Consider the following 25,074-nt stretch of genomic DNA (forward strand, 5'->3'; position numbering starts at 1 on the left):
TCGACTTCGGAAAAATGCGCGACGCCATGCACGACATCGGCTGGCACGACGCGTGGGTTCACATCGAGGGCACGCAACTCCCGAACGGCGTCGAGCAGGACATCCGCTTCGATGCGGACTTCCTCCGCAAAACCTTCGCAAGCTGAGCCGCCGAGCAATGACACAGCACCCCATGAAACCGACCCTGACACTCCTCACCGCCCTCCTGCTCGCGCCAATGGCCCACTGCTTGGAGGAAGGAGATTGATTTATGTTATCACCTCCCCCGGTTCTGCCTTCGGAAATCCTGCGGGGACATGCCGACGACTTGTTTGAAACGCTTCGAGAGATGGAAGGCGTCGTGGAAGCCGAGGTCGGCGGCGATGGTGGCGAGGTTGTGGTTGGTTTCGAGAAGCTGGGAGCAGGCGCGGAGCACGATTTCGTCGGCGCGGAACTCGCCGGGGCTTTTGCCGGTCATTTGCACGAAGCGTTTGCGAAAGGCGCTGTAGGACATGCCCATCGAGCGGGCGATCTCTTCCAACGAAGGATCGGTGAGGCGACCAGTGCGCAGCTTCTGCTCCGCTCTCTCCCGCCATTGCAGTGTTTCGGTGGTTTGGGTGCGCTTGTCTTCAAACTGAAGCGCATCGGCCAGCCATTGCTGGAAGTGGCAGATCCGCGCGAGGTCGGACTCAGCAGGGGCTTCTGGCGAGGGCTGGAGGATGCGGCGCAGGCGATCCGTCCAGTAGTTGAGCGGGTTGAGTTCAAGGTGGCGGCTGCGTTCACCAGGAAATCCACTGCCTTGCCAGGTATCAAACAGGGGGCCGCGAAACCAAAGGAACAGCTCGCTCCAGCGCTCACCGGGTTTGGGTCCGTAGCTTTGATTCACGCCGGGCACAGCCCAGATGAGGGAGCCGGGTTGAAGGGTGCAACGCAGGCCCGTTTCGTCCATGTAGCTGGCTTTGCCTTCCAGGGTGAGCACGAGCAAAAAGTGCGGTGTGGGGCGCATGAACTTCGGCGGCGGCGCGTGAGCGTAGGTGGCCTGACTGCCCCATTTGGTGCCTGCATAGACGATCTCCCCCAGCGGCGAATGGATGGGGCGTGTGGCGTTCACATTCCAGGGGCCTGGAGTGCTGAAGTAGAGGTTGGGATCGGCTTCGTTGCTCATGTCAGAATCTACATGCATCTGGTCATTCTTTCAATTCAGAGAGCATGGATCCCGGCGTTCTTTTAGAGACAATCCATCCATGAAAGCCTATTTCCATTCTTTCGCCGTGCTGCTGCTCACCGCGCTGCCAGCGCTGCACGCGGCCGAGAAGCCGCCGCAGCCTATCGCCACTCTCATCGAGCAGAACTGCACCGATTGCCACGATGCGGAGACGAAGAAGGGCAAGCTCGATCTCACGGCGCTGACGTTTGATTTGGCTGATCCAAAAGCCATGGACCGATGGGTGCAGGTGTTTGATCGGGTGGAGAATGGCGAGATGCCGCCGAAGTCGGAAGACATGAAGCCTGAGAATCGGAAGGCATTGCTGGTGGCTTTGGAGTCGTCGTTGTATGCGGCGAGCACGGTGGCCACGGCGCAAAAGGGACGCGGACCAATACGGCGGCTCAATCGCATCGAGTTTGAGCAAAACTTGCGAGACCTTCTCGCGCTGCCGCATCTGGATATTCGCGACATGTTGCCTGCGGATCGCGAGTCGCATCACTTCGACAAGGTCGCGTCCACGCTGGACATCTCGCATGTGCAGCTCACGGGGTATCTGGATGCGGTGGAGTCGGCGTTGCGGCAGGCTGTGGTGACATCAACTGCGCCGCCTGCGTCGAAAAAGACGCGGGTGGTTGGCAAGCAACTCGGCCCGCGCCGCACCACGGGTGGTGTGGAGTCGCTGTTCTATGCGCGGGATGGTAAGGGCTTCGATTTAGATTCAAAGAACTGGGCCGAACCGAAGGAAACCGAGCCCGATCCGGGCATCGAGTTCGCGTTGTTTCGTTCACCGGGATGGCCGTATGCGGTGTATCCGAAGAACGTCATCGCCAGCGCCACGGGCGAGTATCGCGTGCGATTCGCCGCGCGGTCGGTGCTGCAAACGGAGGGTTTTCTTCTCCAAAAAGGCAAGCGGCCCGTGCCCATGAACTTCCGTGCACGCAAGCCGACGAACCACGACATCGCTGAGGACGTGCGCGTGACCGGCGGCATCATCGACGTGCGACCCGAGGGCGGCGTGTATGAAACGACGGTCTATTTGCTCGCGGGCCAGACCATCGAGTATGGGATGCTCGGCCTGCCGGTGCCGCAGATCGATGCGCAGGGCAAGACGGGCCACTATCGCTATCCGCCATTCCCGGAGGGCGGGCAGCCGGGCATCGCGTTTCAGTGGCTGGAGATGGAAGGCCCCATCGCGCCAGCATCTTGGCCGCCCGCTTCGCATCGCGTGTTGTTTGATGACCTCGGTGCCGACGTCAAATCAGCCAAGCCCGCCGAGGATGCGAAACGTCTGCTGCGGCGTTTCATCGCCCTCGCCGCACGCGAACCCGTGCCGGAGGCGGCGATTCCGCCGTTTGATAAACTCGTGCTCGATGCTTTGCAAAACGGTGCGCCACTCGCCGAGGCATTGCTGGCAGGTTATCAGGCCTTCCTTTGCTCCGATCTGTTTTTGTATCTGCGCGAGCCCATCGCCACAGACGATCACTTTGCCATCGCGAACCGGCTCTCGCATTTCATCACTGACTCTAGACCGGATGCGGCGCTTTCGACTCTCGCGTCGCAAAAGAAGCTGCGTGATCCCGCAACGTTGCGCACGGAAACGGACCGGCTGATCTCCAGCGCGGGCTTCGACCGCTTCGTGAATCACTTCACCGATTGCTGGCTGAATCTCCGCGAACTCCGCCGCGATGACCCCGACATCCGGCTCTATCCTGAGTATCGGCTCGATGATTATCTCGTGGAGTCGATGGGCATGGAGACGCGCGCATTCCTCACCGCGATGCTTCGCGAGAACCTGCCCGCCTCTTCGCTCATCAAGAGCGAGTTCGCACTCGTGAATGATCGACTCGCACGGCACTACGGCCTGCCTGAGGTGAGGGGCTCCGCACTTCGTCGGATTGATCTGCCGAAGGACAGTGCCTATGGCGGGCTCATCACGCAGGGCTCCGTTTTGAAAGTGTCCGCGAATGGCACCAGCACCTCACCCGTGCTGCGTGGCGTGTGGATCATGGATCGTCTCATTGGTCAGCATCCGCCGCCGCCACCACCGGGTATTCCTGCCGTAGAACCGGACATTCGCGGTGCAAAAACCATCCGCGAACTCATCGCCCAGCACACGAAATCCAAAACCTGCGCCACCTGCCACGCGAAGTTTGATCCCGTCGGTCTCGCTCTGGAAAACTTCGACATCCTTGGTGCCTGGCGCACGCGCTATCGCGGCACCAGCGATGGCGAACGCATCACCGGCATCGACCGCGCCGGTCACGACTTTGCCTTCACCCTCGCGGGCAAAGTGGATGCCAGCGGTCAACTCGCTGATGGTCGTCAGTTCGCCAACATCCACGACCTAAAAGCCCTCTTCGCCGCCAACTCGCGCCAGCTCGCACGGAATCTCCTGCACCAGTTCACGCTGTATGCCACAGGCACCCCCGTGCAGTTCTCCGACCGCCGCGACATCGAAGCGATGCTCGATGCCTGTGCTCAGGACGGCTACCGCGTGCGGGATCTCGTGCACGCGCTGGTGCAAAGCCCAATCTTCCTTGGAAACCCGAAGTCATGAACGCCCCTCACATCGCCACCGCCTCCTACCTCATGCCCCGCCGCACCTTCCTGCGCGGCCTTGGCATCACGCTCGGGCTTCCGATGCTCGAATGCATGACACCCGTCTTCGCGAGAGCTGCGCAAGCGCCGATGCCGAAGCGCATGCTGGTCATCGCGAACAATCTCGGCGTGCTGCCGAAGAATTTCTTTCCGACGACAACTGGCCGCAACTACGCGCTCTCGCCTTACCTTGAGGTGCTCGCCGAGGTGCGGAATGAGTTCAGCGTGTTCAGCGGCCTTTCGCATCCCGGCGTGAACGGCGGACACAGCACGGACAACTGCTTCCTCACGTCAGCACGCGGCGCATTCAAAGCCGGATTCCGCAACAGCATCTCGCTCGATCAATACGCCGCCGAGAAGCTCGGCCAGGTGACGCGCTTCCCCTCGCTAAACCTCGGTGTGAACATCGAGAAAGCGAACCGCAGCCTTTCGTGGACGCGCGATGGCGTGCTTCTGCCCGCCGAGGATAGCGCCACCGCTTTGTTCAACAGGATGTTCGTTCAAGGCAGTGCCGATGAGGTGAAAAAACAACTCCTCCGGCTCAAGCAACGCGGCAGCATCCTCGACACACTCAACACCGAGGCCGGACGTTTCAGCCGCACTCTCGGCAGCACGGATAAAGCCCGCCTCGACCAATACCTCACCTCCGTGCGCGAAGTGGAGCTACGCCTTCAAGTCGCCAGCGAATGGGAGCAGCGCCCCAAGCCCGTCGCCACGCAGCCCGCGCCGTCCGACATCAACGACAGCAAGCTCTTCTTCGAGAAGTTCGACCTCATGCTCAGCATCGCGCAGCTCGCTTTCGAATCCGACAGCACCCGCATCGTCACGCTGATGGTCGATGCCTTCAAAACGCCCGTGTTCTCTCTCCCCGGACAAAAAGCCACCACCGAGACCTATCACAACCTCAGCCACCACGGACAGAACGAGGAAAAGGTAAAGCAACTCGAAGCCGCCGACCGCCAGCACATGGCGCTGCTGCGCAAACTCATCGGCAATCTCGCCGCCAAGTCCGAAGGCGGCCAGCGACTGCTCGACCGCACCATGGTCCTCTACGGCAGCAACCTCGGCGACGCCAACATCCACGACAACACCAACCTCCCCATCCTCCTTGCCGGCGGTGGCCTCCACCACGGCCAGCACCTCGCCTTCAAACGCGACAACAACAAACCGCTCAGCAACCTCTTCGTCACCATGCTGCAAAACATGGGCATCGAGACCGACACCTTTGGCAGCAATGCCGGAACCTTGAACGAACTGAAAGCATGAAATCCACACTCACAGTCCTCCTCACCGTTGCCCGAGTCTCACTTCCCCGTCTGAGAAGAAAAATGTGACCGTCCTGGCCGCTCGTGGAATTAACCTCATGACATGGCACAACCTGACTTTGACCAAGCGCGATTCATCGCGGCGCTGACCCGGCATCAACCGGCGTTGGAGGCGTTTTGTCATGCGCAGTTGGCGAACCGACAGGATGCGCAGGAGGCTTTGCAGGCGACGTGTGTGAAGCTGTGGGAGAAGGCGGCGGACTGGGATGCGGAGACGGAGTTTTTGCCTTGGGCGTTTGCGGTGGCTCGGTTCACGGTGCTCTCGTTCATCCGCGACCGCATGCGCGACCGACTGGTCTTTGACGAGGATGTGGTGCTGGCCATGGCGCAGGAGACGGAGGTGGCCGCAGCGGAGTTTGAGGAGCGGCGCGAGGCTTTGGGGAACTGCATGCGGAAGCTCAAGGCGGAGCAACGCGGCATCCTGCACGCGCATTACCTCACTGGCCGCACCGTTCGCGAGATCGCCACTGGCACGCAGCGCAGCGAGAGCGCGGTGAAGATGACCCTGCTGCGTCTGCGCGAACAACTCAGTCAGTGCATTCAACGTCAACTCCATCCATCCTCATGAACCCCGACGACTCTTCATCATCGCATCGCTCACTGGAGCAACGTCTGCTGCATCTGCTGCAAGCCGTCCGTGACACGCATGACACCTCCGCGCGAGCCGAACTGAACACGCTGCTGCGCGAGAATGCTGATACGCGCTCGACCATGGCGCGGCTCATGGTGGATGAGCAGGCGCTGATCAGTCGTTTGCGCGATGACAGCATCGTGGCGCTGCTGGAGCCTGCTCCAGCGGCGGAGACAGCGCTGCGCACGACTCCACGCTGGTTCGCCTGGCGTCCTCTCACCGCAGCGGCGGCGGGGATTGTGTTTGGCATGTTCTGCACGTCGGTGGTGTTTGGTTTTGGCGTGCGTTCGTTGGAAAGGGTGGTGTCGCTTTTTCAGGAGGGCTTTGAGAGCGGACCCGCGCCGTTGGTGACGGGTATGCCGCAGGAGGTGAACCTTTGGAGTGGGGATTACTCGGAGATCGTGGAGACGTATGAGGGAATGAAGCCCGCGCAGGGAACGAAGATGGCCCGCGTGCTGCGTTCCGATTTCGAAGGCAAGGCGTCTTCAAAGCCGAGCCTTCAGGGCGATCTGATGCGTGTCGTCGATGTGCGGCCTTTTTTGCGCGAGGCCAACGGCGGCGAGGTGGTGATCACGCTATCGGCTCTCTTCAATGCCGCGCCTTTCCCGGAAGCGGAGCACTATGAAGGAGCCGTCACCCTCTGGGCACTTGGCCCGCAGTTTCCCACCGAAGAAAATCTGATGGAAGACGCGCTGGCCCATAGCGTCGGCTTGTGTCGTCCCTTGGACCGCGATCCCGCCACCTGGCAAAGCACCTCCACACGGCTGCTGCTGCCACCGGGGACAGAAATGGTGCTGTTGAAGGTGTCCTTCACCCCCGTGGCCGCGAGCGGCAAGATCCAGTCACCACTGCCCGACCACGTGACCTTCGCTGGGCACTTCGTGGATGATGTGCGCGCCTCCGTCACCATTCGCAAAGCAGTGCCCCGTCATCGGAACGAAGCGCTGCCGTGAGACACGCCGATTCAGCAGGGACTCCAAGCTTTGCTCTTTCGGCATGAAACCCGCCGTCACCGTTGCCTGCTACTTTTGGAAATCAGCTTGGCAGGCTGTTTGCCGAGGCGCTTGCAGGAACTCCGGGAAGCGATGGGTTTGAGCAACGCCCACCCTGGCTCGTGAGCGCGGCATCAGCCGAGAATCCATCGGCAGGATCAAAGGCGGCTTCATCTGTCCGACCATGGGCGAACCACTGGACTAACAACCCAACTCGCGTCTGCTTGATGAACTGGGGGTTGCAATCCGCGAGCGGCTGCCGTGCAAGCTGTAAAAACTGCAAGTGACGACGGCGACAGCTTTCATCAGCGGGAGCGAACTCAGGCGTGCAATCAACGCTGACCGGGCTTCGCTTCTTCAACGGCAGTTCAGTCATGGCCTTCCACTACACCGTTTCGCCGGGGAGATACTTTGCCATCAGGCGGATGGCTTTCGGTTCCAGCGTGTCGGTTTTGGCGAGTTGCCGCGCCGCCAGCGCAACACGGCGCGCGAGTTGGGCCGGGCTGATCGCGTAACGCGTGACATCAGGGGTCGTGGATTGTAGGAAGGGATCGTCATCGCGGGAGATGACGGCCACGTCCTGCGGGATGCGTTTGCCACGTCGCATCAGGTGCATCATCACCGTTAGCACGGGCATCACACGGGCCACGACGTAGGCAGTCGGCGGATTGGGTGAGCGCATGGCCGCGTCCAGCAGGGCGCAAAGATGCGCGGTGGTGCCGTCGTGGCTCAGGACGCGCAGGTGGGCCTCTGGTCTGTCCTTCAGCGATTCGCGCATTCCCTGCTCGCTGTCCGCGTCGCCACCATAGCCACCCTGCGGCAACACGAGGGCGATGCGTCGATGCCCCTTCCGCAGCAGCACACCTCCCGCATGGCGGCAGGCGGCTTGATGATCCGCATCCACGGACGGCAGGACCACGGAAGTCGGACACGAACCGACTACGAGACAGGGCAATTGCTGGCTGATGAACCACCGAAGCATCGGCTCCTTGGCTCCCATCACCAGCCATGCCACTGCCGGGTTCTGGCTCACCAGCTTCTCCAATGCACGAACGGGTTTTGTGGAAAAACAGGCGGGGTTCACATGGTATTCCACCGCACTGCCCGCTTTGGTGAGCCTCTCTCGCAGAGCGTCTGCCAGGAACGCCACTTGTGGAGACAGTGTTAGGAATGAGTATGGAGAAATCACCGCTATCACTCGCTTGCCGGCGCTTGCACCAGGCGCGGTGCGTCTGGGCTTGATGCGGCGGCGCTGGCGCTGCGTGACTTCGAGCCAGCCCTTGCGCTGCAGTTCTTCGAGTGCGACGCGCAGCGTGGGGCGGCTGACTTGCAGGAGCTCGCACAGCTCCCGCTCTGGCGGCAAATGCTTCCGCCAGTGACCGGTGCGAATGCTCTCGCGCAGGCTTTGCACCGTTTGCGCGACGAGTGAGAGGCGTTGCGGCAGAGCAGGCGGCGGTGGGCTTTTCGCTTTCATCGTGGTCAGATACACTGACCAAGACCTTACGGTTGCCCGGCGCGACCCTGCAAGTTGAAGATAGCACCATGTTGGCCCGGCAAAGACCAGCATTAACACATGAACACCACCCAACTCATCCCCGATTACGAACGCGACGGCGTCGTGCGGATCCGCCGTCTGTTCACACCCGATCAAGTCGCCGCCATTCGCGCGGAACTGGATCGCTACATCCGCGAAGACCTCGATTCCAAACCCGCCGATGCGCGCACGCTGGAGGCGGACGGAAAGACCGTCCGCAACCTGTGGCGACTGGAGCAGCACCACCCCGCGCTCATTCCCATGGTCGCCCGTCCCGACATCGTAGCGCTCGTTAGCCGGCTCGTTCATGGCGAACCCGTGCTGTGCGGCGTGGAGACCTTTAACAAACCCGCGCGCATCGGCTCCGGCGTGCCCTATCACCAGGACAACGCCTACTTCTGCCAGACGCCTCCCGACATGCTCACCATCTGGATCGCGATGGACCCCGCCACGTTGGAGAACGGCCCGGTGTATTATGTGCGCGGCTCGCACCATCAAGGCATGCTTCCCACCAAACCCTCCGGCGTGAAGGGTAACTCGATTGGCATGGCCGAGCCTTCCACCGTGCCGCTCTCGGATCAGTTCTGCGGCCTGCTCGCACCGGGCGATGCACTCATCCACCAGTGCGAGACCATCCATCATTCCGCGCCGAACACGAGCGACCACCCACGCCTCGGCCTGCTGCTCGTCTATCGCGGCAAACACACGCAGACCGATCCGAAGCTCAAAGCCGCCTACACTGCTGCCCTCAGCGCCACGCCGCCCGCATAAATGAGCAAACGCTACCGCCAATGCATCCTCGCCACGTGCTGCGTGCCGTGGCGTGTGGACCTCACCCTCGACGAGACACAGTTCCGTGCGCATGTGCGTCATTTGATAGCCGGAGGCATTCGCGATCTCTACACCTTCGGCACCGCAGGCGAGGGCTACGCTGTCACGGAGCGGCAGTTCGATGAGATCACGCGCGTCTTCCTCGATGAAACACAAATCGAAGGCGTGCAGACCATGACTGGTCTCATCAGCCTCTCGCTGCCCACGATCATCGAACGCATCGAGCGTGCTCGCGACATGGGCGCGCGGCGTTTTCAGATCAGCCTGCCGAGCTGGGGCAACCTCAGCGATACCGAGGTGGATGTGTTTTTCCGTGAGACCTGCGGGCGCTTTACGGATTGCGAGTTCCTGCACTACAACCTCCTGCGCACGCACCGCCTCATCACGCCCGCCGAGTATGGCGTGCTCGCGCAGCGCCATCCCAACCTCGTCGCGACGAAAAACAGCACCACCGACCTCGAACGCCTCCGCGGCCTGCTCACCGAGGCCCCGCAGCTCCAGCATTTCATTACCGAAGGCGGTTTCGCGGAAGCCGCGATGATGGGCGAGTGCGGTTTCCTCATCTCACTCGCGAACACCAACCTCGCCCTCGGCCGCGCCTACTTCGAGACCGGGAAAAGACGCGACGAATCCTTCCTCAAGCCCGTGCAACGCGAGTCCGCCGAGATCATCGCCGAACTGCTCGCCTTCGCCAAAGCCGAAGCCCACATGGACGGCGCCTTCGATAAAATGTTCGTCCACCTACACATGCCTGATTTCCCTCTGCGCCTGCTGCCGCCGTATGCCGGCGTCTCCGGGGCGACGATGGAACGCTTCACGCGGCTGCTGGATGGCAAATACCCACGCTGGTCTCCAGCAGCTTGATTTCTCAACCATGAAACCCACCCTCAGACTCCTAACCGCCTTCCTCTTTGTTCAGCCACTCGTGCTCGCACAGCAAGCACCTCAGTCTGTGCCAAATGCTGTCTCCGTCGCCGGGGCGGCAACGCAGCCCGTTTCAGGTGGTCCGATCAATATCGGTTCACGCCGTGAGCTCTTCATTGACCGCCTTCTCATCGAGCGCTTGGACAACGCTTCCCTCAAACTGCACGAGCCGACCTCCGGGGGTGTCGTGATCCGGATTGACAAGCCCTGGGAAGGGCCGGGGAATTTTGGCATGTCGGTCATCGAACTCGGCGGCCGGCTCCTGATGTATTACCGCGGTTGGTCACTCTCCGACCCGAAGGATCAGAACGGCATGGCCTGCGTGGCGGAAAGTCGTGACGGCGGGGTCACCTGGACCAAGCCAGCCTTGAATCTGGTAGCCAAGCCGGAGTGGCCGGACAACAACGTCATCGCCACCGAGGACGGCGTCCCGCGGTTCGCCTTTCCCTGCGCACCTTGGGTGGACACTCGTCCAGGCGTTCCGGCGACCGAGCGGGTGAAGATGATCGAGAGCATGCCGGTGAGTGGCGAGAAGCACACGGCGATGCGCGACCCCGTCGGTCCCAAGCGGTTGGTCTTCTGGGCCTCGTCTGATGGAGTGACGTTTCGCAAGCTCGCACCTCAGCCGGAGTTCGTGAGCGACCTGCGCAACTCGTTCGATGGCGGCAACACCATGTTCTGGAGTGAGGCGGAACAACAATACGTGCTCTACTACCGCTTCTGGGATGTGTCCGCCAAGGCGCCCAGCGCGGATGTGGACCGCTTGGGCGGACGAGGATATCGCAGCATGGCCCGCACCACCTCCAAGGACCTCATGGTTTGGACGAAGCCCGTGCCGATGAGCTACGGCAACACGCCGCGCGAGCAGTTCTACATCAATAACACGCAGCCCTATTTCCGCGCCCCTCACCTCTACTTGGCCCCTGCGGCGCGATTCATGGAGGGGCGCCGGGCAATCACCCTAGAGCAAGGGGCCAGCGCCGGTCTCGTGAACGCAATTGGGTCAGCCAAGATTGATTGGACCCGCGATTGCTCGGACGCCGTCCTTCTGACCAGCCGCGCCGGGGCCACAGCCTATGACCGCACCTTTATGGAGACCTTCATCCGGCCCGGGCCGGGATACGGCAACTGGACATCGCGGAGTAACTACCCGCTGACCGGCATCCTGTCGGCGGGCGAGCAGCAGATCCAATTTTTCGTGAGCCGTCACTACTTGCAGAAGTCGTGGCACGTGGAGCGGTTGCTGTTGCGGACCGATGGCTTCGCATCAGTCAGCGTTCCTTGGGCCGGCGGCGAAATGGTCACCAAACCCGTCAGCTTCACAGGGAAGTCGCTTGAGATCAACTATCGCACCGGCGCGCCGGGCTTTGTCCGGGTCGAGATTCAGAATTCCTCTGGCAACCCCATTCCCGGTTTCGCGCTGGCTGATTGCCCCGAGGTCATCGGCGACGAGATCACGCGGATCGTCGCGTGGAAGCAGGGAACAGACGTCAGCCGGCTCGCCGGGCAGCCCGTGCGTTTGCGCTTTGTGATGAAGGACGCCGACCTGTTTGCCATGCAGTTCCGGTAATCCGTCGTGAACAAGACTCCTCAACAGCAAGAAGGCCACCGGCATGAAGTGCTAAGCCGTGAACAACGCAAGAAATCACTTTACCATGAGACCACCGCGCCGGAGAACCACGACGCCTACGACTACGCGGAGCGCATTCGTGAGCGGCTGCCGAGACGGCTTCAGGAACTCCGGGAGGCGGCAGGCTTCACCAAATACGGACTCGCTCGTGAGAGTGGCGTCAGCCGGGAATACCTCGGGAAGATCGAGCGTGGCAAAGCCAATCCGAAATTACCCGTCACCGCGCAGATCAGCCATGGACTCGGGATGACGCTGGAGCAGTTCACCGGAGAGCTGGAGGACGAGGACGACGGCGAGTGAAGCCTCGTCACCTATGATTGACTAACGGCAGCGCCGGGGGCTGTGCTCCAATGGCGAGCGTCACACCCGACGCACGCCATGAACCTCCCCCTGACATCCAAAACACGCTTTTCCGCCTTGGGTGGCCGTTTTTGCCCTCCAACCGCCTTACCGCACCAAATGGTATGGCTACCGGACGCTCCGGTAGTGCGGATGGCGACCAGGGTAGCCACCCCGCGCCCTGCGGTATCTATACCGGCGCAAAAGGTAGGCCTCCCCAGCCGTGCGGTATCCCTACCGAACGAAATGGGAAAGCTCCCCGGACCAAATGGTAGCCCTACCGCGCCGAAGGGTATCGCTACCTCCGCTGTGGGTATGGTTACCCAGCCAAAGACCCGCCACCCCGCCGCGTGCGGTATTCCTACCCCAAGCTCGACCCAACAGACCATCGGCGGCGGTGTAGGCATCCCGCACGGCTGGACCAGAACGCGAAGGCCCCAGACCCGCACTTTGGCAAGTGCGCCTACGCCCGACCGCCAACCAAGAACCAGCCACTCCGAACCAAGAACTCTGCCCGCATGAACTGGGACCAATCCAACTGGGACCAATCCAACTGGGACATCGGCACCTGGGACCAGCCGTCCGACTACTTTTCACCCCAAACCAAATCGAACAACCGCACCAAAATGAGAAGACAAACCTACTACCCCAGCCGCATCGGCGACCAAGTGAACTGGCTCGACAACTACGCCGTGAAACTGCCCATCCACGGAGCCGCCATCGGCGTCATCGCGGGCGACATCACCGCCAGCGTGAACGACGCGAAATACGCCAACTACGTCCTCGGCACCTGGCTGAGTGCCGTGCGCAACTTCTCCCCCAGCACCACCGATGCCGTGGACGACGTGCTCGCCGGTGGAGGCAGCACACCGATGGTGCTGCCCTCATTCACCGCGCCCACCTTGCCCGCAGGCGTCACCGCCGCGCTACCCGGCACGCTGACACGCATCTTCGCCCTCATCGCCAAGATGAAACTCAGCGCAGGCTACACCGAAGCCATCGGCACCGACCTCGGCATTGTCGGCTCCGCCGAAACCGAGAAAGCCCTGCCGAAGTTCAGCGCCGACCTGCTGCAAGGCGGTGGCTGCCAATGCGTGAAGCTCACCTTCTACAAATACAACCACATGGGCGTGTATATCGAAAGCCGCAGAGGCACCGGAGCCTGGGAGTTCCTCGCCATCGACACCGAAAGCCCGTATGAAGACGAGCGCCCGCTGCTCGTCGCCGGAACACCCGAAGTCCGCGAATACCGCATGCGCTTCTGGGACAAAGGCACGCCGAATGGCGACTGGACCGATGTGGTGAAGGTCACCGTCAGCCCGTGATGCCTGCGGCAGGGTTCTTGGTTCGGTGTTCTTTGTTCTTCGTTCAGGACAGCCACCGAACCAGAACCAACCATGAACAAGGAACCATGAACCAAGAACAGAAAACGCCATGCCCTTCGATCCATCCAAACCCGCGAACAACTCGCCTGCCTCCAGCGCAGAGATGCGCTCGCAACTCACCTCACTCAACGCTGACATCCAGCAACGAGCGACGATCAACGACCTGAACAACGCCATCGCCAACGCGTTGGCTCAAACGAGCAATAATAGCAACGGCGTCGGCACACTCGGCATCGGAGCCGATGGTGGCTACAACCAGCAACAGATGCAGGACCTCATCAACAAGGTGGATGAGCTGATCAACGCGCTGAGGCGGTAAGAGGCGCACGCGATTAAGGGGTGGCGATTGGATTGATGAAGGCATGGGATCACCCATGCCCGCAGGCTGCGTGCAGAAAAATGTGACCGTCGGGGATGCTCGTGGAATTACACGGAACCACGAATGCGGCGACACGCCTTCGTTGCTGCCTTCACCATGAAACCCTTGCCGCGCCTCCTCACCATCCTGCTGCTAGCACCGCTGACCTCGTTGCCCGCTGCCGAGCCAACTATCTCAGGCGTCGCCCCAGACGCTACGTTCAGCCAGATCGCGCAGCCCTCTGGGTTCACGCCCGAGATGCCGAAGCTCAGCGATGTCTGCATGAGGCTCTTCAGGCTCGATCAAAAAGGCCTTACAGCGGAGCGGATGCTCGCCGCCGGGAGCGACTTCCACATCACTCGTGGAGTCTGGTCTTACATCGAGGACGAATCCTTCATCAAGAGCGTCCGGGCCAAGGGCTGGGAGTTCCAGGGCAGCCTGGGCATGACCTTAACCGATCCCGCACTCGCCCTGCGTGACCGCGAGGGCAAACCCATCGGGACGAATGGGCAAAGCGACAAGCCTCCCTTCCGCGCCGACAACGCGAACCCGGAATACCGCCGTGTTTACCTCGAACGGGCGAAACGGTTGGTGGACCTGGGTGTCACCAGCTTCCAGCGCGATGACCCGGACGAGGGGTTTTTCGACTGGGGCAAGAAGGGGCGCCGTGATGCCATCCCCGATGCCGATTTGATGGAGTTCCACCGTTGGGCGCGCACCGAGATCGAAAAGCACGCGGGCCACAAACTGACCTTCAGCACGAACTGCCACAGCGATCCGCCCTTCATGCAGGTGTTCGACTACCGGATGACCGAAGTGCGTTTCCGATCCATGGACGGGACGAAGGAAGTCATCAGCCCGAGCCGCATCCGCGAGATCGGCCTCGCCGCGCGCAAGGAGAAGAAGCTCTTCGTGCTCACCGGCCAGGAAGACCGGCCTGCCGAGGACTACCGCTGGATCTGGGCGACGAGCTACGCCACGGGCAATCTGTATATCGTGCCATGGGACCAGTTCCAAAACGTCGTCCTCGATCCGGTCACGAGGGTGCCACGCATTCCCATTCAAAAGCTGCCCCGCATCTTCATCGCGCAAGAGAAGTTCGCCGACCTCACCGGCTTCGTCCGAGCCAATGCGGATGTCCTTGATGGCTACGAAGAGGCAGCCGTCGGCGGGTATGATCTGCAAGACACGCGCTTCGGCGACGATGCGCCCCTGCGTATCGAGGGCGGCAGCGGCAAGCTCAGCGCCTTCCTCCGCGCCAAACCCGGCGATGCCCATGCACCCGTGGTCATCCACCTCGTCGAACGGGACCAAGGCGCGACCTCGACACTCCGCCTGCCCACTGCGCGATTCTTCGGGAAGCATGCGATCAAGGTGACCCTGCGCGAGCCGCTACCCTATGACGCCGCGCTGCATGCCAAGGCCGAGAAGGACAAGAACTACCGCAGCCTCATTCGCGAAACCACCCTCACCACGACCACCGAAGGCCCATGGACTCTCGTGTCCATCCCCGCACTGAATCCTTGGGGAATTCTGAAGGTGGAGAAGCTGCCGTAATCGCCAAACCATGAAACGCGCCCTTACCCTCTTCGCCGCCCTGCTGCTCACGCCGCTGGCCGCGCTGCACGCTGCCGAAAAACCGGCACAATCCTCTCGCCCCAACATCGTCCGCGCCGATTTCGAACAGGGCTACGGCAATTGGACCGTAGAAGGCGAGGCCTTCAACCATCCCCCCACGCGGGTTCTTCCCCCCGACCGGCAACCGTTTGCAGGAATGGTTCCTATCCAGGCACCCCCCGGTTCTGATAACATCCTCCTTGATTTTCTTCCGATCTCGCAGCCGCCGGTGGGCTATGCTGGCAAGGGTCTGGCCGACAGTTGGGACCCGAGCTATGGGTATAATCTGCCGGGAATCTTGACTTCGCCTAAATTCACCATCGAGCGGCGCTTCATCCGTTTTCAGATCGGGGGATTCCGCGGAAGTCTGGAATTGTTCATCGACGGGAAAAAGGAATTCCAGATGGAGGCCGTTGGTGAACGCACCCTGCGGCCGTGGGCCATTGATGTTTCCCCCTTTCTAGGACGTGAGGGGCAGTTGGTGATCCGCGATGCCGGGTGGAAGCAATACATCGCCGTAGACGAAATCGTCGCGGACGACTCAGCTCCCAAGGGAACGCGCATGGTGGTTCATAAATCGCAATGCGTGGCACTGGACAAGCAACTGGACCTTCAAGGGATGCACTACCTGGTGGTGCCGATCAGCAATCTGGCCCCCAACGTGTCATGCTCTTTGGAAGTGGATGGACAGAAGAAGCTCGATCTGACGATGCGGCTGGCGATTGATTTTCCCGTGGACTTCTGGGCCTCCTACCCCTTGGACGAGGCGTGGAGCGGAAAAAGCTTGAGGTTAACCAGCAAGCAGCCGGTGGTCCCCAGGGAGCACGGGGAGGATTTTATGCGGCAGATCACTCTTTCCAAGCAGCCTCGAGACAAGAAAGGCATCTGCGCGGAACCCGGCCGGCCGCAACTGAACTTCACCGTCAAGAACGGTTTTAGCTGGGATCCCAACGGGTTGTTTTTCTACGCAGGCCTTTGGCACCTATTTTACTTAAATAATCCTGTGGCTCTCGAGCGCGGCAATGAGATGTGGGGCCACGCCACGAGTCCGGATCTGTTTCATTGGACGGCACAGCCACCTACCATCAGGCCTGACCTGGAGTGGCGGCCATTTACGGGTGGCGGGCTGGTGGACCACAACAATGACTCCGGCCTGCAACAGGGCGTGCATCCACCGATCTTGTTGTTCTATTTGCAGAAGGGACGTTCAGCCATCGCCCTGAAATACAGCGTCGATGGAGGGAAAACCTTCCGGCAGTATGAAAAGAACCCACTCTTCCTCACGCGTGATAAATCAGGTCAAGGCCCGATGGTTTTCTGGTATCCCAGGGAGAAAAAGTGGGTCATGGTCGTGTGTGACAAGTTGAACGGAAATAATGGATACGACTTCTACGAGTCGAAGAACCTGCTCGACTGGAAATACCTCAGCACCAAGCTGGAGAGATTGAGCGAGACCCCCGACTTGTTTCCCCTGCCGTTGGACGGGGATCAAAGCAAGATCCACTGGGTCCTTCACAGCTGCAATCGACAATACCAGATCGGTGACTTCAACGGACGGGAGTTCATTCCAGAGACGGAGAAACTGATAAGTTTCCACGGCGATTTCCTCGCGGGGCGGACCTTCGATAACGCGCCAGAAGGGCGTCGCATCCTGATTGGAGCCTTGACTCAGGGGGTGGGGTATGACTTTGAGTTCTATAAGGATAATCCCGATCTACCCGTTGCGGGCGGGATGAACCTTCCCCTGGAAGTCACGCTACGCACCTCAGCCACCGGCCCGAGCCTGTATCTGAATCCGGCGAAGGAAATCGAGACGCTGGTTTTCCAAAGGCACGACTTCAAGAACGTCTCGCTCGGTGAGCTCGCCGCAAAACTCGCCGGTATCAAGCCTGAGTTGTTCGACATCGAATTCGAATGGGACGCAGCACGGCAGGGCGATTTTCAACTCAAGGTTTGGGACCGGGAACTCTTCAGCTTCAACGCCAAGGAGTCAACCTACGAGGTTCATGGCCGGAATGGGATCACGATCCACTCAAAGTGGAGAGTTTCTCCCGTGAACGGCACCATCAAAGTGCGTCTGATCTGCGACCGGAGCATGTGCAGCTACTTCATCAACGACGGCTACGAGGCGGGGAACCGCTACCTGGCCGGTTTCCGTCCCGAATGTCAGCAGGCACTGAGTCTCGAAGGCGACGGAGCGACTGTTTTCAAGTCGTTTGAAGTTCGCGCCCTGCGACCGACGCGGAAGACTCAGGGAAAATAGGCACCAGTAAAATTGAACTCACCATCATTAAGGAAAACCAAATCATGAAAACCACCCTCCCCCTTCTCACCGCCCTGCTGCTCGCGCCGCTGGTCGCGCTCCACGCTGCCGACACAGCCACCCCGCCCGTCGGTCGAAATCTGCCAAAAGCATCGAATGCGGCCCCGGCACCCATCTGCGTCCCGGACGTCTATGAAGCCGTGCTTGGAAGACCCGTGGATCAGGCGGAAAGGGCGAGGTTACACGAGGATGCACTCAAGGGTAAAGGAGGTCACAAGCACTCGCTAAACTCGCGCAATGACATCCGCGTGGACAGGGTCTTTTTCGAACCCGGCGGTCTCGATGCCTGGGGCGATCAGGCCATCGTTTATCACGGAGGAGAATACCACTACTACTACCTCAACCTCGCGCCCGGTCGGCCTCTGAGTCACTGTGTTTCGAAAGACGGCGTGTTCTGGAAGAATGCCAAGCCCGCGTTGGAGTGCGATCCGGATATGCTGTCCTTCAATACGCCGACCATTCATAGCCAGAAGGCGGGCGGCCCCTACATTCTGCAATACACGAATTACCATCCCGTGATGGAACATGTCCGGCGCGTTGCAGTGTCAGAAGATCTTGTGGATTGGCGCAGGGCCGAGGGACTGAATTACTTTCTTCCTGGGGGCAATACCCTGCAGCGCCCGGGCTGGGGCCGCTACGAGGCCAGCTTCGTGTTGCTGGACGGCGAGGCGGGCCACGGGGGAAACCTCGCCTGGCAGGAGGAGGGTTATTCTTTCGGGGTTTCCTGCGGGCTGCATCTCCAGAAATCGAAGGATGGAATCCATTGGGAGTCGGCAGGACGCCTCAAGCTGGACATTCCGACGCCCAGCGAGAAGGCCGCGAATGGCAACCACGACACGGTCACCGGTTTCTTCCACTTCAAGGATCGTTACTTCCTCGTCTGTCCGTCCGGTCCGCGGGAACAGAGAAACTATTCGCGCGTCTATTCCTCCGACCGCGTGGACGGGACCTACCGGCCGACGCCGCAGCATTCCATCCTGGGCGATTTCTTCGCCTATTATCCCAGATTCGGCACAGGCCCCGACGGCAGCGTCCTCGCGTCCGTGGACTACAACGAGAGTCTCCACATCTGGGGAGGAGACGGGCACACGGAACATTACGTCGTCCCCATTTTCGAGAAGGTGGTGTGCGATGGCTCGGACCTGTGGCTGAAGTATTGGCCCGGCAATGATATCCTCAAGGCCCATCCTCTGCCCTTGCAGTCGGAGACCGTCGCCGACAAAGGAAGCCCTCCGCTCCGGCTGCTCTCCGACACCGTCGATTTCTCAAAGGGTGCGGTGATCGAGGGCGAGCTACGCATCCCGGACAAGAATCGGGAGCTGGATCTTGCACGGGATGCGAGAGTGACTGCAACCGCCACCGTAACTCCCGCAGACCACCCCGAAGCCTTCCTTCCTCAGAACACCGTGGACGGCAGGCTTGAGACGAGATGGGTCGCCACCGCTAAAGAGCAACCGGAGCTCACACTCGACCTCGGAGCCTCCAAGAAAATCGGACGTGTGCGCATCCAGTGGACGATCAACTGGAAGGAGACGGAGGTGGACCTGGAAGTTTCGACCGATGGGCAAAACTGGGTCGCCTTTCCGGGGAAGAAGCATGAGACGTATGTCCGCTTCGTGTCGCTCTACGAAACCCAGTCACCGGTGGAAGCTCGCTTCCTCAGGTTGAAGAATTTCAATACCAAGAGGGATGTGGTGGGCATCGGCAGCGTCAACGTTTACGAGCAGCCGTCGGAAAAGCTTGGTGCCAATCTCCAATCCCCGGGGCTCTACGTCGAATGCCAAGGAGGCCGCAAAGGCTGGGCGATCGTCCTCGATGACGCCGGCAGACTCCGCATGGGTTACCTGAACGCGGACGGCAGCAGCTACAACTACGAGGTCGAGCGGGATTTGCATCTCTACGGCCTGGGCAAGCCTGGCGAGCGCGTGAAGTTCCGGCTGATCCAGCGCGGGCGCTTCTTCCATTTCTACCTGAATGACTTCGCCATGTCATGGATCAGCCTGCGCGAGGAACCGAGCGGCAGGGTTGGCATCCTCAACAACGCCCACGGCGACCGTGTGACAGCCATCCGTGCCTGGGCCGCCCAGCAGGAATAAAGGCGATGGAACTTTATGCCTCCAGAAGTCTCTACCCTTAACCATTCAGACACCCACTCAGAAAAAGAGTAGCTATGAAACTCACCCTCACAATCCTCGCCGCTCTGCTGCTCGCGCCGCTGGCCACGATGCAGGCAGCGGATGCCGCCGCTTCGCTCCCACGAAGTTTGCCTCTCACGGAGGGCGTCGATCCTGCGGGCATTGCGAAATTCCTTGAGACGATGGAGGCGCGCCGCTTCGAGTTGCACAGCTTCATGCTGCTACGACACGGCAAGGTCGTCGCCGAAACGTGGTGGGCTCCCTATGCAGCAGAGGTGCCGCACTGCCTCTATTCCCTGAGCAAGAGCTTCACCTCTACCGCCGTCGGGTTGGCCGCAGCGGAGGGTCGGCTTTCACTGGATGACAAGGTGGTCTCGTTCTTTCCGGATTCGCTGCCACCGCAGGTCAGCGATCACCTCGCCGCCATGCGCGTGCGAGACCTGCTCTGCATGGCCGCAGGTCACGAAAAGGATCCTCAGAATGAAATGGTGAAGTCCGACGACTGGGTCCGCGCCTTCCTTGCGCAGCCGCTCGTTCGCGCCCCAGGCACGCAGTTTGTTTACAGCAGCGCAGCAACCTACATGTGCTCCGCCATCGTGCAGAAGGTGACGGGCATGACCGTGCTCGAATATCTCCGGCCCCGTCTGTTCGACCCACTGAAAATCACCGGCATGACGTGGGACACCTGCCCCCGAGGCATCAATACGGGAGGCTGGGGCCTGAGCGTGCCGACCGAGGGCCTCGCCAAGTTTGGGCAGCTCTACTTGCAAAAAGGCAACTGGCAGGGCCGCCAAATCCTGCCAGCCGCATGGGTAGCAGAGGCCACCTCGTTTCAGATCCAGCAGCCCGCCAAGCCCGGCTCGACCCGCCCAAAGGAAGAGGACGACCAGCGCCAAGGTTATGGCTACCAGTTCTGGCGTTGCCGCCACAACGCCGTGCGGGGCGATGGTGCCTTCGGCCAGCTCATCGTGATGATGCCCGATCAGGATGCGGTCGTCGTCATGACCAGCGAAAGCCGGGACCTGATGGAGCAACTTGGTGTGGTCTGGGAACATCTCTTGCCATCCTTCCATGATGCCAAGCTTCCGGCCAACGATGCCGCCCAGGAGAAGCTCACCCGACTCCTCAGCACACGCCACCTCGCACCCAGCACTGGCGTCGCCGGAGGCACAAGCACGGGCACGCAGGCTTTTGCCTTGGAAGAAAATAGCCTCGGCATCACCCGCCTCACCATCGCTAACACCGACAAAACCGTAACCCTTACCGCAAAGGTCGGTGATACCGACCACAGCATCGTCCACGGCCTCGGCGAATGGCGTATGGGCGAAACCGCCATGCCAGGAACACCAACGAAGCTCGGCGCTGGCACGCTCGCCACGCCTCTTCGAAAGGTGGCGGCCAGCGCCGCCTGGCTGGACGCTTCGACGCTCGAACTCACCTGGTGCTACCTTGAGTTCCCGCACCGCGACACGGTCACCTGCCGTTTCGATGCTGACCGCGTCACCCTCAGTTTCCTGAGCAGCATCACCGTCCTGGGCAGAGCTGCGCCCACCCGCCCCACCCTGACTGGCAGGAAAGTAGATCCATGAAAACGTTACACTCAATGAAACACACCGTCATCCTCACCGCCCTGCTGCTTGCGCCGCTAGCCGCGTTGCACGCTGCCGAGCCCGCCTCGAACCTCCACCCCTACGTCAGGGCTGGTGATCCAAACATTGGCAGGGCTTTCCGCATCGCGAGCGGTGACCTGGTGAGTAATATTCTGCCTTCGTCGGCTCATCCCTCGCCCAAAAAATGGAAGGATCTGTCGGCGCGCCTTGCGGAAATCGCGGGGACCCCTGAGATCATTCCTGAAAGAGTGGCATTCCTGACGGGTGGCATGGATTACCCTGGCAACGTTTTTCTTTTTGACTCTGCGATGTATGCCTGGGATGGCGCTGGTTTCCTCCAGCCCGATGCGGTGACCAGCTCTTTGTTCGCCACGCTGACGATGGAGAAGGACAGAAGCATTCGGTGTTATGATCCCATAGGCGGCATGTCCTGGTCCGTGGGAGCCTGGGAGAACTATCTTCATACCGGTAGCATTCCATTCCTAAAGATCGCGTTGGCGGCCACTTTGGGTGGTTTGGAGTATGGCGAGCGCACCGAGTTCGACTCAGAACTGAATCTGTTTCGGGGTCCAGCCTTCATGGCGGATGGCATTTCGCACTATCCTGACTTCTGGACAAAATCGATGCCAGGAGTCGGCCACATCATCAAGTGGCCACAGTATAATCCGGACAAGAAGGTCGCGGTAGGTCTTGGGCTGCCCATGCACGCGCTTTCCATTCAATGCATCAACTATCAGGCCTACGTGCTTGCAGCACGGATGCAGCAGGAACTCGGCTTGCCGGTGGATAAGACCCTGCTGGAAAAAGCGGCACGACTCAAGGCTGCGATCAATAAGCATTTCTGGAGAGACGATGCGGGCACCTACCGCTACATGGTGGATTCTTTTGGCGGCAGCGATCATCAGGAAGGCTGGGGCAACACGCTCGCCATTCTTTTTGGCATCGCCAGCTCCGAGCAGGCAAAACGTGTGTTTGCCAACATTCACATCACGCCGCAGGGAATTCCGGTGATCTGGCCGAACTGGCCCCGTTATGCCTCATCGGATCCCATGGCCTTTGGCCACCGGAACTCCATTTGGCCCCCCGTCAATGGAGTGTGGTCTGAAGTGGCAGCCTCAGCAGGACAGGCGGATCGCTTCACCCTGGAATTGAAAAACACAGCCGACAGGGCGTGTCGCGACAACCAGTTCGCCGAGATGTATCATCCCATCAGCGGCGAAATCTATGGCGGTGTGCAGGAAGGTATGACCGGACGAAAAGGCGCAGCCATGCAGGCTTTCATTGCAGCACGCCTGGGTGGCACCGGGGAACCAACGCCTGATGCCATCGCGAAACTCTTTCCACCCATGAAGGGCAAAGAAGGTATCAACCTCTGGCAGTCCTGCGGACGGAACACCATGAGCTCGACCGCCTATGTTCGCATGGTGTTGCAAGGCCTCTGCGGCCTGCAACTGGGCACCGAAGGCATCACTTTCAAACCGACGATTCCAAAAGGCATGAGCCCGGTGACAGCCTATGAACTGCCGTATCGCCTAGCCGAGCTGGAAATCCACATCACCGGTGAAGGCAACGTGGTGAAAAAGCTCACCGTCAACGGCCAGGAAGCACGCACCATTCCGACAACGGCCACCGGCAAGCAGGTGGTCAGGATCGAGATGACCGACGCGGACAAATGAATCATCAACTATGAAGCACACACTCACACTCACCGCCTTACTGCTCGCGCCGCTGGCCGCGCTGCATGCAGCTGATGCGCCTAATAGCCTCACGCCGAAAGTCCGTGATGCTTTGCAGCCGGTCACACTCGATAAGAGCGAGTTGTCGGGCGAGATCGGGCGACGCATCGAGGACCTGATCTACAAGAATTTCATGGTCATCGACCTGGAGCAGAAGTTCCTCGCCCCCTTCCGCAAACGCCCTCCGCTTCCCGCAGCCAAGCCTTGGCGCTACATCGGCGTGGGCAAGGTCATCGCCGCTGGCAGCCGCTTTGCCGCCTACACCGGCGACCCAAAAGTGGCCGAGCGGGTTGACCATCTGGTGTCCGAACTGATGAAAACACGCGATGCCGACGGCTATCTCGGACACATGCCCGCCGAGCCGAACGGGGGGCAGAACGGCCGCAATTGGACCCTGCACGACCAGGAATACGTCGTGCTCGGACTGCTGGAACATGCCCGCTTCCGCAACAACCCTGACTCTCTCCAGCAGGCACGCGAACTGGCCGATTACGCGATGGCGGCCTTTGCGCGGTGCCCAAAGGCGGAGTGGATCTGCACGGCAGGCCTGCCCGAAGCCCTCATGGCACTCCACCACGCCACCGGCGAGAAACGCTACCTCGACTACGCCGCGAGCGTCCGGCACGGCTACTGCCATGCCGAGATCGAGTTTTCGAGTCTTCGCGACTGGAAGAAAACGACCCTCAGGGAACGCGATACCGGCCACGTTTACGTCAACTTCGCCCGATGCTACGCCCAGGCTCAGCTCCACCGTTGGGAACCCCGCGAGGGCTCCCTGGACGCCTCCCGCTTCATCCTGCGCGAGCTTACCAAGCGTGACGGCGACCTGCTGGTCATTGGGTCGGCGGGCGACGATGAACATTTCGCGGACAGCCAGGATGGCAGCAACAAGCCCGCCGAAAGCTGCGCCACGGCCTATCTCATTCGCTGGCTCGACAGCCTCATGCGCCTCGATGGCGACTTGCGCCACGGCGACATCATGGAGCGAACGATCTACAACGTCCTATTCGCGGCCCAGGACCCAGCAGGACGAAAGACACGGAGCTTCACGGTATTCGAGGGTCCCCGCAGCTACACGGGCGACGATTTCTGCTGCCCCGGCAACCATCGCCGTATCATGGCCGAACTCCCCGAGAAGGTTTACTACCGCACCGCGGACGGCGGCATCGCGGTGAATCTGTTCACGCAGTCGAGCAAAGCCATCGAGCAGGTGGGCGGGCGCGCCGTCACGATCCAGCAGGAGACGGATTATCCCACCACAGGGCGAGTGAAGATCACCGTCACGCCAGCAGAGCCGATGGAGTTTCCGTTGCGGCTGCGCATCCCGCGTTGGTGCCCGGAGGCGACACTGGCCATCAACGGTCAGCCGCGTGCGATCACGCCCGGTCAGCCGTTTTGCGAGATTCGTCGGATGTGGAAGCCGGGTGACGTGTTGACGCTCGACATGCCGATGCCCTGGCGGCTGGTCCGGGGACGTCATCTCCAGGAAGGCCGCGCCGCCCTGATGCGCGGCCCGGTCGTCTATTGCCTTGGAGGCACGGCCAACGCCGAACTGCTGAAGCGCTTCAAGGATCCACGCGAGCTGATGATCGATCCCGCAAGCCTCGGGCAGCCGCTCGCCGACAGTTCGGTCCGCCCCGGCGGGCTGAAAGTCACGGCTAAAGCATGGGCACCGGGAAATGGCGGCCAAGGCACCGCGCCGCTGGAGGTCGTGCTGACCGAGTTCGTGGATGCGAGCGGCGTGTCCACCTACTTGCGCATTCCAGATCCAGCCAAAGCCGTCGAGGACGAACTTCTTAACCAAAACTGAGCAAAGGCCACCAATGAGACACACACTCACACTCCTCACCGCGCTGCTACTCGCATCGCTGGCCGATGTTCTACCTGCTGCCGATGCCGTTGCCCATGGCGCGGCCCCGC

18 protein-coding genes are annotated in these 25,074 nt (G+C 60.8%); 16 read left to right on the forward strand and 2 right to left on the reverse strand.

Going from position 1 to position 25,074, the window contains the following annotated elements; genetic code table 11:
* Positions 1 to 256: 256 nt before the first annotated feature.
* Positions 257 to 1,144, reverse strand: coding sequence for a helix-turn-helix domain-containing protein (locus tag ACILSE_RS22540; protein ID WP_395719700.1), 888 nt, complete (start codon positions 1,142 to 1,144; stop codon positions 257 to 259).
* A gap of 79 nt (positions 1,145 to 1,223) precedes the next feature.
* On the opposite strand from ACILSE_RS22540, the gene ACILSE_RS22545 reads away from it, so the two are divergent.
* The 4 genes from ACILSE_RS22545 to ACILSE_RS22560 all read left to right on the forward strand — a co-directional run bounded on the left by ACILSE_RS22545 (position 1,224) and on the right by ACILSE_RS22560 (position 6,693).
* A complete protein-coding gene (locus ACILSE_RS22545) occupies positions 1,224 to 3,743 on the forward strand; it encodes a DUF1588 domain-containing protein (protein WP_395719701.1) in 2,520 nt (839 codons plus the stop codon).
* Positions 3,740 to 5,050: a DUF1552 domain-containing protein gene (locus ACILSE_RS22550; RefSeq protein ID WP_395719702.1), complete on the forward strand. Its 1,311-nt coding sequence runs from the start codon at positions 3,740 to 3,742 to the stop codon at positions 5,048 to 5,050. The genes ACILSE_RS22545 and ACILSE_RS22550 overlap by 4 nt, the downstream gene beginning before the upstream one ends.
* Before the next feature lie 102 nt (positions 5,051 to 5,152).
* Positions 5,153 to 5,677 (forward strand): sigma-70 family RNA polymerase sigma factor, encoded by a 525-nt coding sequence (locus ACILSE_RS22555; protein WP_395719703.1) that lies wholly within the window; start codon positions 5,153 to 5,155, stop codon positions 5,675 to 5,677.
* Positions 5,674 to 6,693, forward strand: a complete 1,020-nt coding sequence (locus tag ACILSE_RS22560) for a hypothetical protein (RefSeq protein ID WP_395719704.1) — start codon at positions 5,674 to 5,676, stop codon at positions 6,691 to 6,693. Before ACILSE_RS22555 ends, ACILSE_RS22560 begins: the two co-directional genes overlap by 4 nt.
* A 424-nt stretch (positions 6,694 to 7,117) precedes the next feature.
* Here ACILSE_RS22560 and ACILSE_RS22565 read toward each other — a convergent pair whose 3' ends face one another.
* Positions 7,118 to 8,206 carry a substrate-binding domain-containing protein gene (locus ACILSE_RS22565; RefSeq protein WP_395719705.1) on the reverse strand — a complete coding sequence of 363 codons (1,089 nt, stop codon included), beginning with the start codon at positions 8,204 to 8,206 and terminating at the stop codon, positions 7,118 to 7,120.
* 99 nt (positions 8,207 to 8,305) lie between these two features.
* On the opposite strand from ACILSE_RS22565, the gene ACILSE_RS22570 reads away from it, so the two are divergent.
* The 12 genes from ACILSE_RS22570 to ACILSE_RS22625 all read left to right on the forward strand — a co-directional run bounded on the left by ACILSE_RS22570 (position 8,306) and on the right by ACILSE_RS22625 (position 24,964).
* A complete protein-coding gene (locus ACILSE_RS22570; RefSeq protein WP_395719706.1) occupies positions 8,306 to 9,037 on the forward strand; it encodes a phytanoyl-CoA dioxygenase family protein in 732 nt (243 codons plus the stop codon).
* Positions 9,038 to 9,961: a dihydrodipicolinate synthase family protein gene (locus tag ACILSE_RS22575; RefSeq protein WP_395719707.1), complete on the forward strand. Its 924-nt coding sequence runs from the start codon at positions 9,038 to 9,040 to the stop codon at positions 9,959 to 9,961.
* Between the two features lie 10 nt (positions 9,962 to 9,971).
* Positions 9,972 to 11,591: a hypothetical protein gene (locus ACILSE_RS22580; protein ID WP_395719708.1), complete on the forward strand. Its 1,620-nt coding sequence runs from the start codon at positions 9,972 to 9,974 to the stop codon at positions 11,589 to 11,591.
* A 6-nt stretch (positions 11,592 to 11,597) separates the two neighbouring features.
* Entirely contained in the window at positions 11,598 to 11,951 is a 354-nt protein-coding gene (locus ACILSE_RS22585; protein ID WP_395719709.1) for a helix-turn-helix domain-containing protein, read from the forward strand.
* A gap of 557 nt (positions 11,952 to 12,508) precedes the next feature.
* Positions 12,509 to 13,315 (forward strand): hypothetical protein, encoded by an 807-nt coding sequence (locus ACILSE_RS22590; RefSeq protein WP_395719710.1) that lies wholly within the window; start codon positions 12,509 to 12,511, stop codon positions 13,313 to 13,315.
* A 109-nt stretch (positions 13,316 to 13,424) separates the two neighbouring features.
* Positions 13,425 to 13,694 carry a hypothetical protein gene (locus ACILSE_RS22595; RefSeq protein ID WP_395719711.1) on the forward strand — a complete coding sequence of 90 codons (270 nt, stop codon included), beginning with the start codon at positions 13,425 to 13,427 and terminating at the stop codon, positions 13,692 to 13,694.
* Positions 13,695 to 13,850: 156 nt separating this feature from the next.
* Positions 13,851 to 15,290, forward strand: a complete 1,440-nt coding sequence (locus ACILSE_RS22600) for a hypothetical protein (protein WP_395719712.1) — start codon at positions 13,851 to 13,853, stop codon at positions 15,288 to 15,290.
* Positions 15,291 to 15,300: 10 nt separating this feature from the next.
* Positions 15,301 to 17,613: a glycoside hydrolase family 32 protein gene (locus ACILSE_RS22605; RefSeq protein ID WP_395719713.1), complete on the forward strand. Its 2,313-nt coding sequence runs from the start codon at positions 15,301 to 15,303 to the stop codon at positions 17,611 to 17,613.
* A gap of 44 nt (positions 17,614 to 17,657) precedes the next feature.
* Positions 17,658 to 19,769 carry a discoidin domain-containing protein gene (locus ACILSE_RS22610; protein WP_395719714.1) on the forward strand — a complete coding sequence of 704 codons (2,112 nt, stop codon included), beginning with the start codon at positions 17,658 to 17,660 and terminating at the stop codon, positions 19,767 to 19,769.
* 74 nt (positions 19,770 to 19,843) lie between these two features.
* The gene (locus ACILSE_RS22615) at positions 19,844 to 21,397 is read left to right on the forward strand and encodes a serine hydrolase domain-containing protein (protein ID WP_395719715.1); all 1,554 of its coding nucleotides are present in this window, start codon (positions 19,844 to 19,846) and stop codon (positions 21,395 to 21,397) included.
* Between the two features lie 14 nt (positions 21,398 to 21,411).
* Positions 21,412 to 23,094: an MGH1-like glycoside hydrolase domain-containing protein gene (locus ACILSE_RS22620; protein ID WP_395719716.1), complete on the forward strand. Its 1,683-nt coding sequence runs from the start codon at positions 21,412 to 21,414 to the stop codon at positions 23,092 to 23,094.
* Between the two features lie 10 nt (positions 23,095 to 23,104).
* A complete protein-coding gene (locus ACILSE_RS22625) occupies positions 23,105 to 24,964 on the forward strand; it encodes a beta-L-arabinofuranosidase domain-containing protein (RefSeq protein ID WP_395719717.1) in 1,860 nt (619 codons plus the stop codon).
* The last annotated feature ends 110 nt before the right edge of the window (positions 24,965 to 25,074 follow it).

Source organism: Prosthecobacter sp., assembly GCF_044236155.1.
Classification (GTDB): Bacteria; Verrucomicrobiota; Verrucomicrobiia; order Verrucomicrobiales; family Verrucomicrobiaceae; genus Prosthecobacter.

Coding starts and splice junctions, on each gene's coding strand:
- ACILSE_RS22540 (WP_395719700.1), bottom strand. CDS start 1,144: ATGAGCAACGAAGCCGATCCCAACCTCTACTTCAGCACTCCAGGCCCC.
- ACILSE_RS22545 (WP_395719701.1), top strand. CDS start 1,224: ATGAAAGCCTATTTCCATTCTTTCGCCGTGCTGCTGCTCACCGCGCTG.
- ACILSE_RS22550 (WP_395719702.1), top strand. CDS start 3,740: ATGAACGCCCCTCACATCGCCACCGCCTCCTACCTCATGCCCCGCCGC.
- ACILSE_RS22555 (WP_395719703.1), top strand. CDS start 5,153: ATGGCACAACCTGACTTTGACCAAGCGCGATTCATCGCGGCGCTGACC.
- ACILSE_RS22560 (WP_395719704.1), top strand. CDS start 5,674: ATGAACCCCGACGACTCTTCATCATCGCATCGCTCACTGGAGCAACGT.
- ACILSE_RS22565 (WP_395719705.1), bottom strand. CDS start 8,206: ATGAAAGCGAAAAGCCCACCGCCGCCTGCTCTGCCGCAACGCCTCTCA.
- ACILSE_RS22570 (WP_395719706.1), top strand. CDS start 8,306: ATGAACACCACCCAACTCATCCCCGATTACGAACGCGACGGCGTCGTG.
- ACILSE_RS22575 (WP_395719707.1), top strand. CDS start 9,038: ATGAGCAAACGCTACCGCCAATGCATCCTCGCCACGTGCTGCGTGCCG.
- ACILSE_RS22580 (WP_395719708.1), top strand. CDS start 9,972: ATGAAACCCACCCTCAGACTCCTAACCGCCTTCCTCTTTGTTCAGCCA.
- ACILSE_RS22590 (WP_395719710.1), top strand. CDS start 12,509: ATGAACTGGGACCAATCCAACTGGGACCAATCCAACTGGGACATCGGC.
- ACILSE_RS22595 (WP_395719711.1), top strand. CDS start 13,425: ATGCCCTTCGATCCATCCAAACCCGCGAACAACTCGCCTGCCTCCAGC.
- ACILSE_RS22600 (WP_395719712.1), top strand. CDS start 13,851: ATGAAACCCTTGCCGCGCCTCCTCACCATCCTGCTGCTAGCACCGCTG.
- ACILSE_RS22605 (WP_395719713.1), top strand. CDS start 15,301: ATGAAACGCGCCCTTACCCTCTTCGCCGCCCTGCTGCTCACGCCGCTG.
- ACILSE_RS22610 (WP_395719714.1), top strand. CDS start 17,658: ATGAAAACCACCCTCCCCCTTCTCACCGCCCTGCTGCTCGCGCCGCTG.
- ACILSE_RS22615 (WP_395719715.1), top strand. CDS start 19,844: ATGAAACTCACCCTCACAATCCTCGCCGCTCTGCTGCTCGCGCCGCTG.
- ACILSE_RS22620 (WP_395719716.1), top strand. CDS start 21,412: ATGAAACACACCGTCATCCTCACCGCCCTGCTGCTTGCGCCGCTAGCC.
- ACILSE_RS22625 (WP_395719717.1), top strand. CDS start 23,105: ATGAAGCACACACTCACACTCACCGCCTTACTGCTCGCGCCGCTGGCC.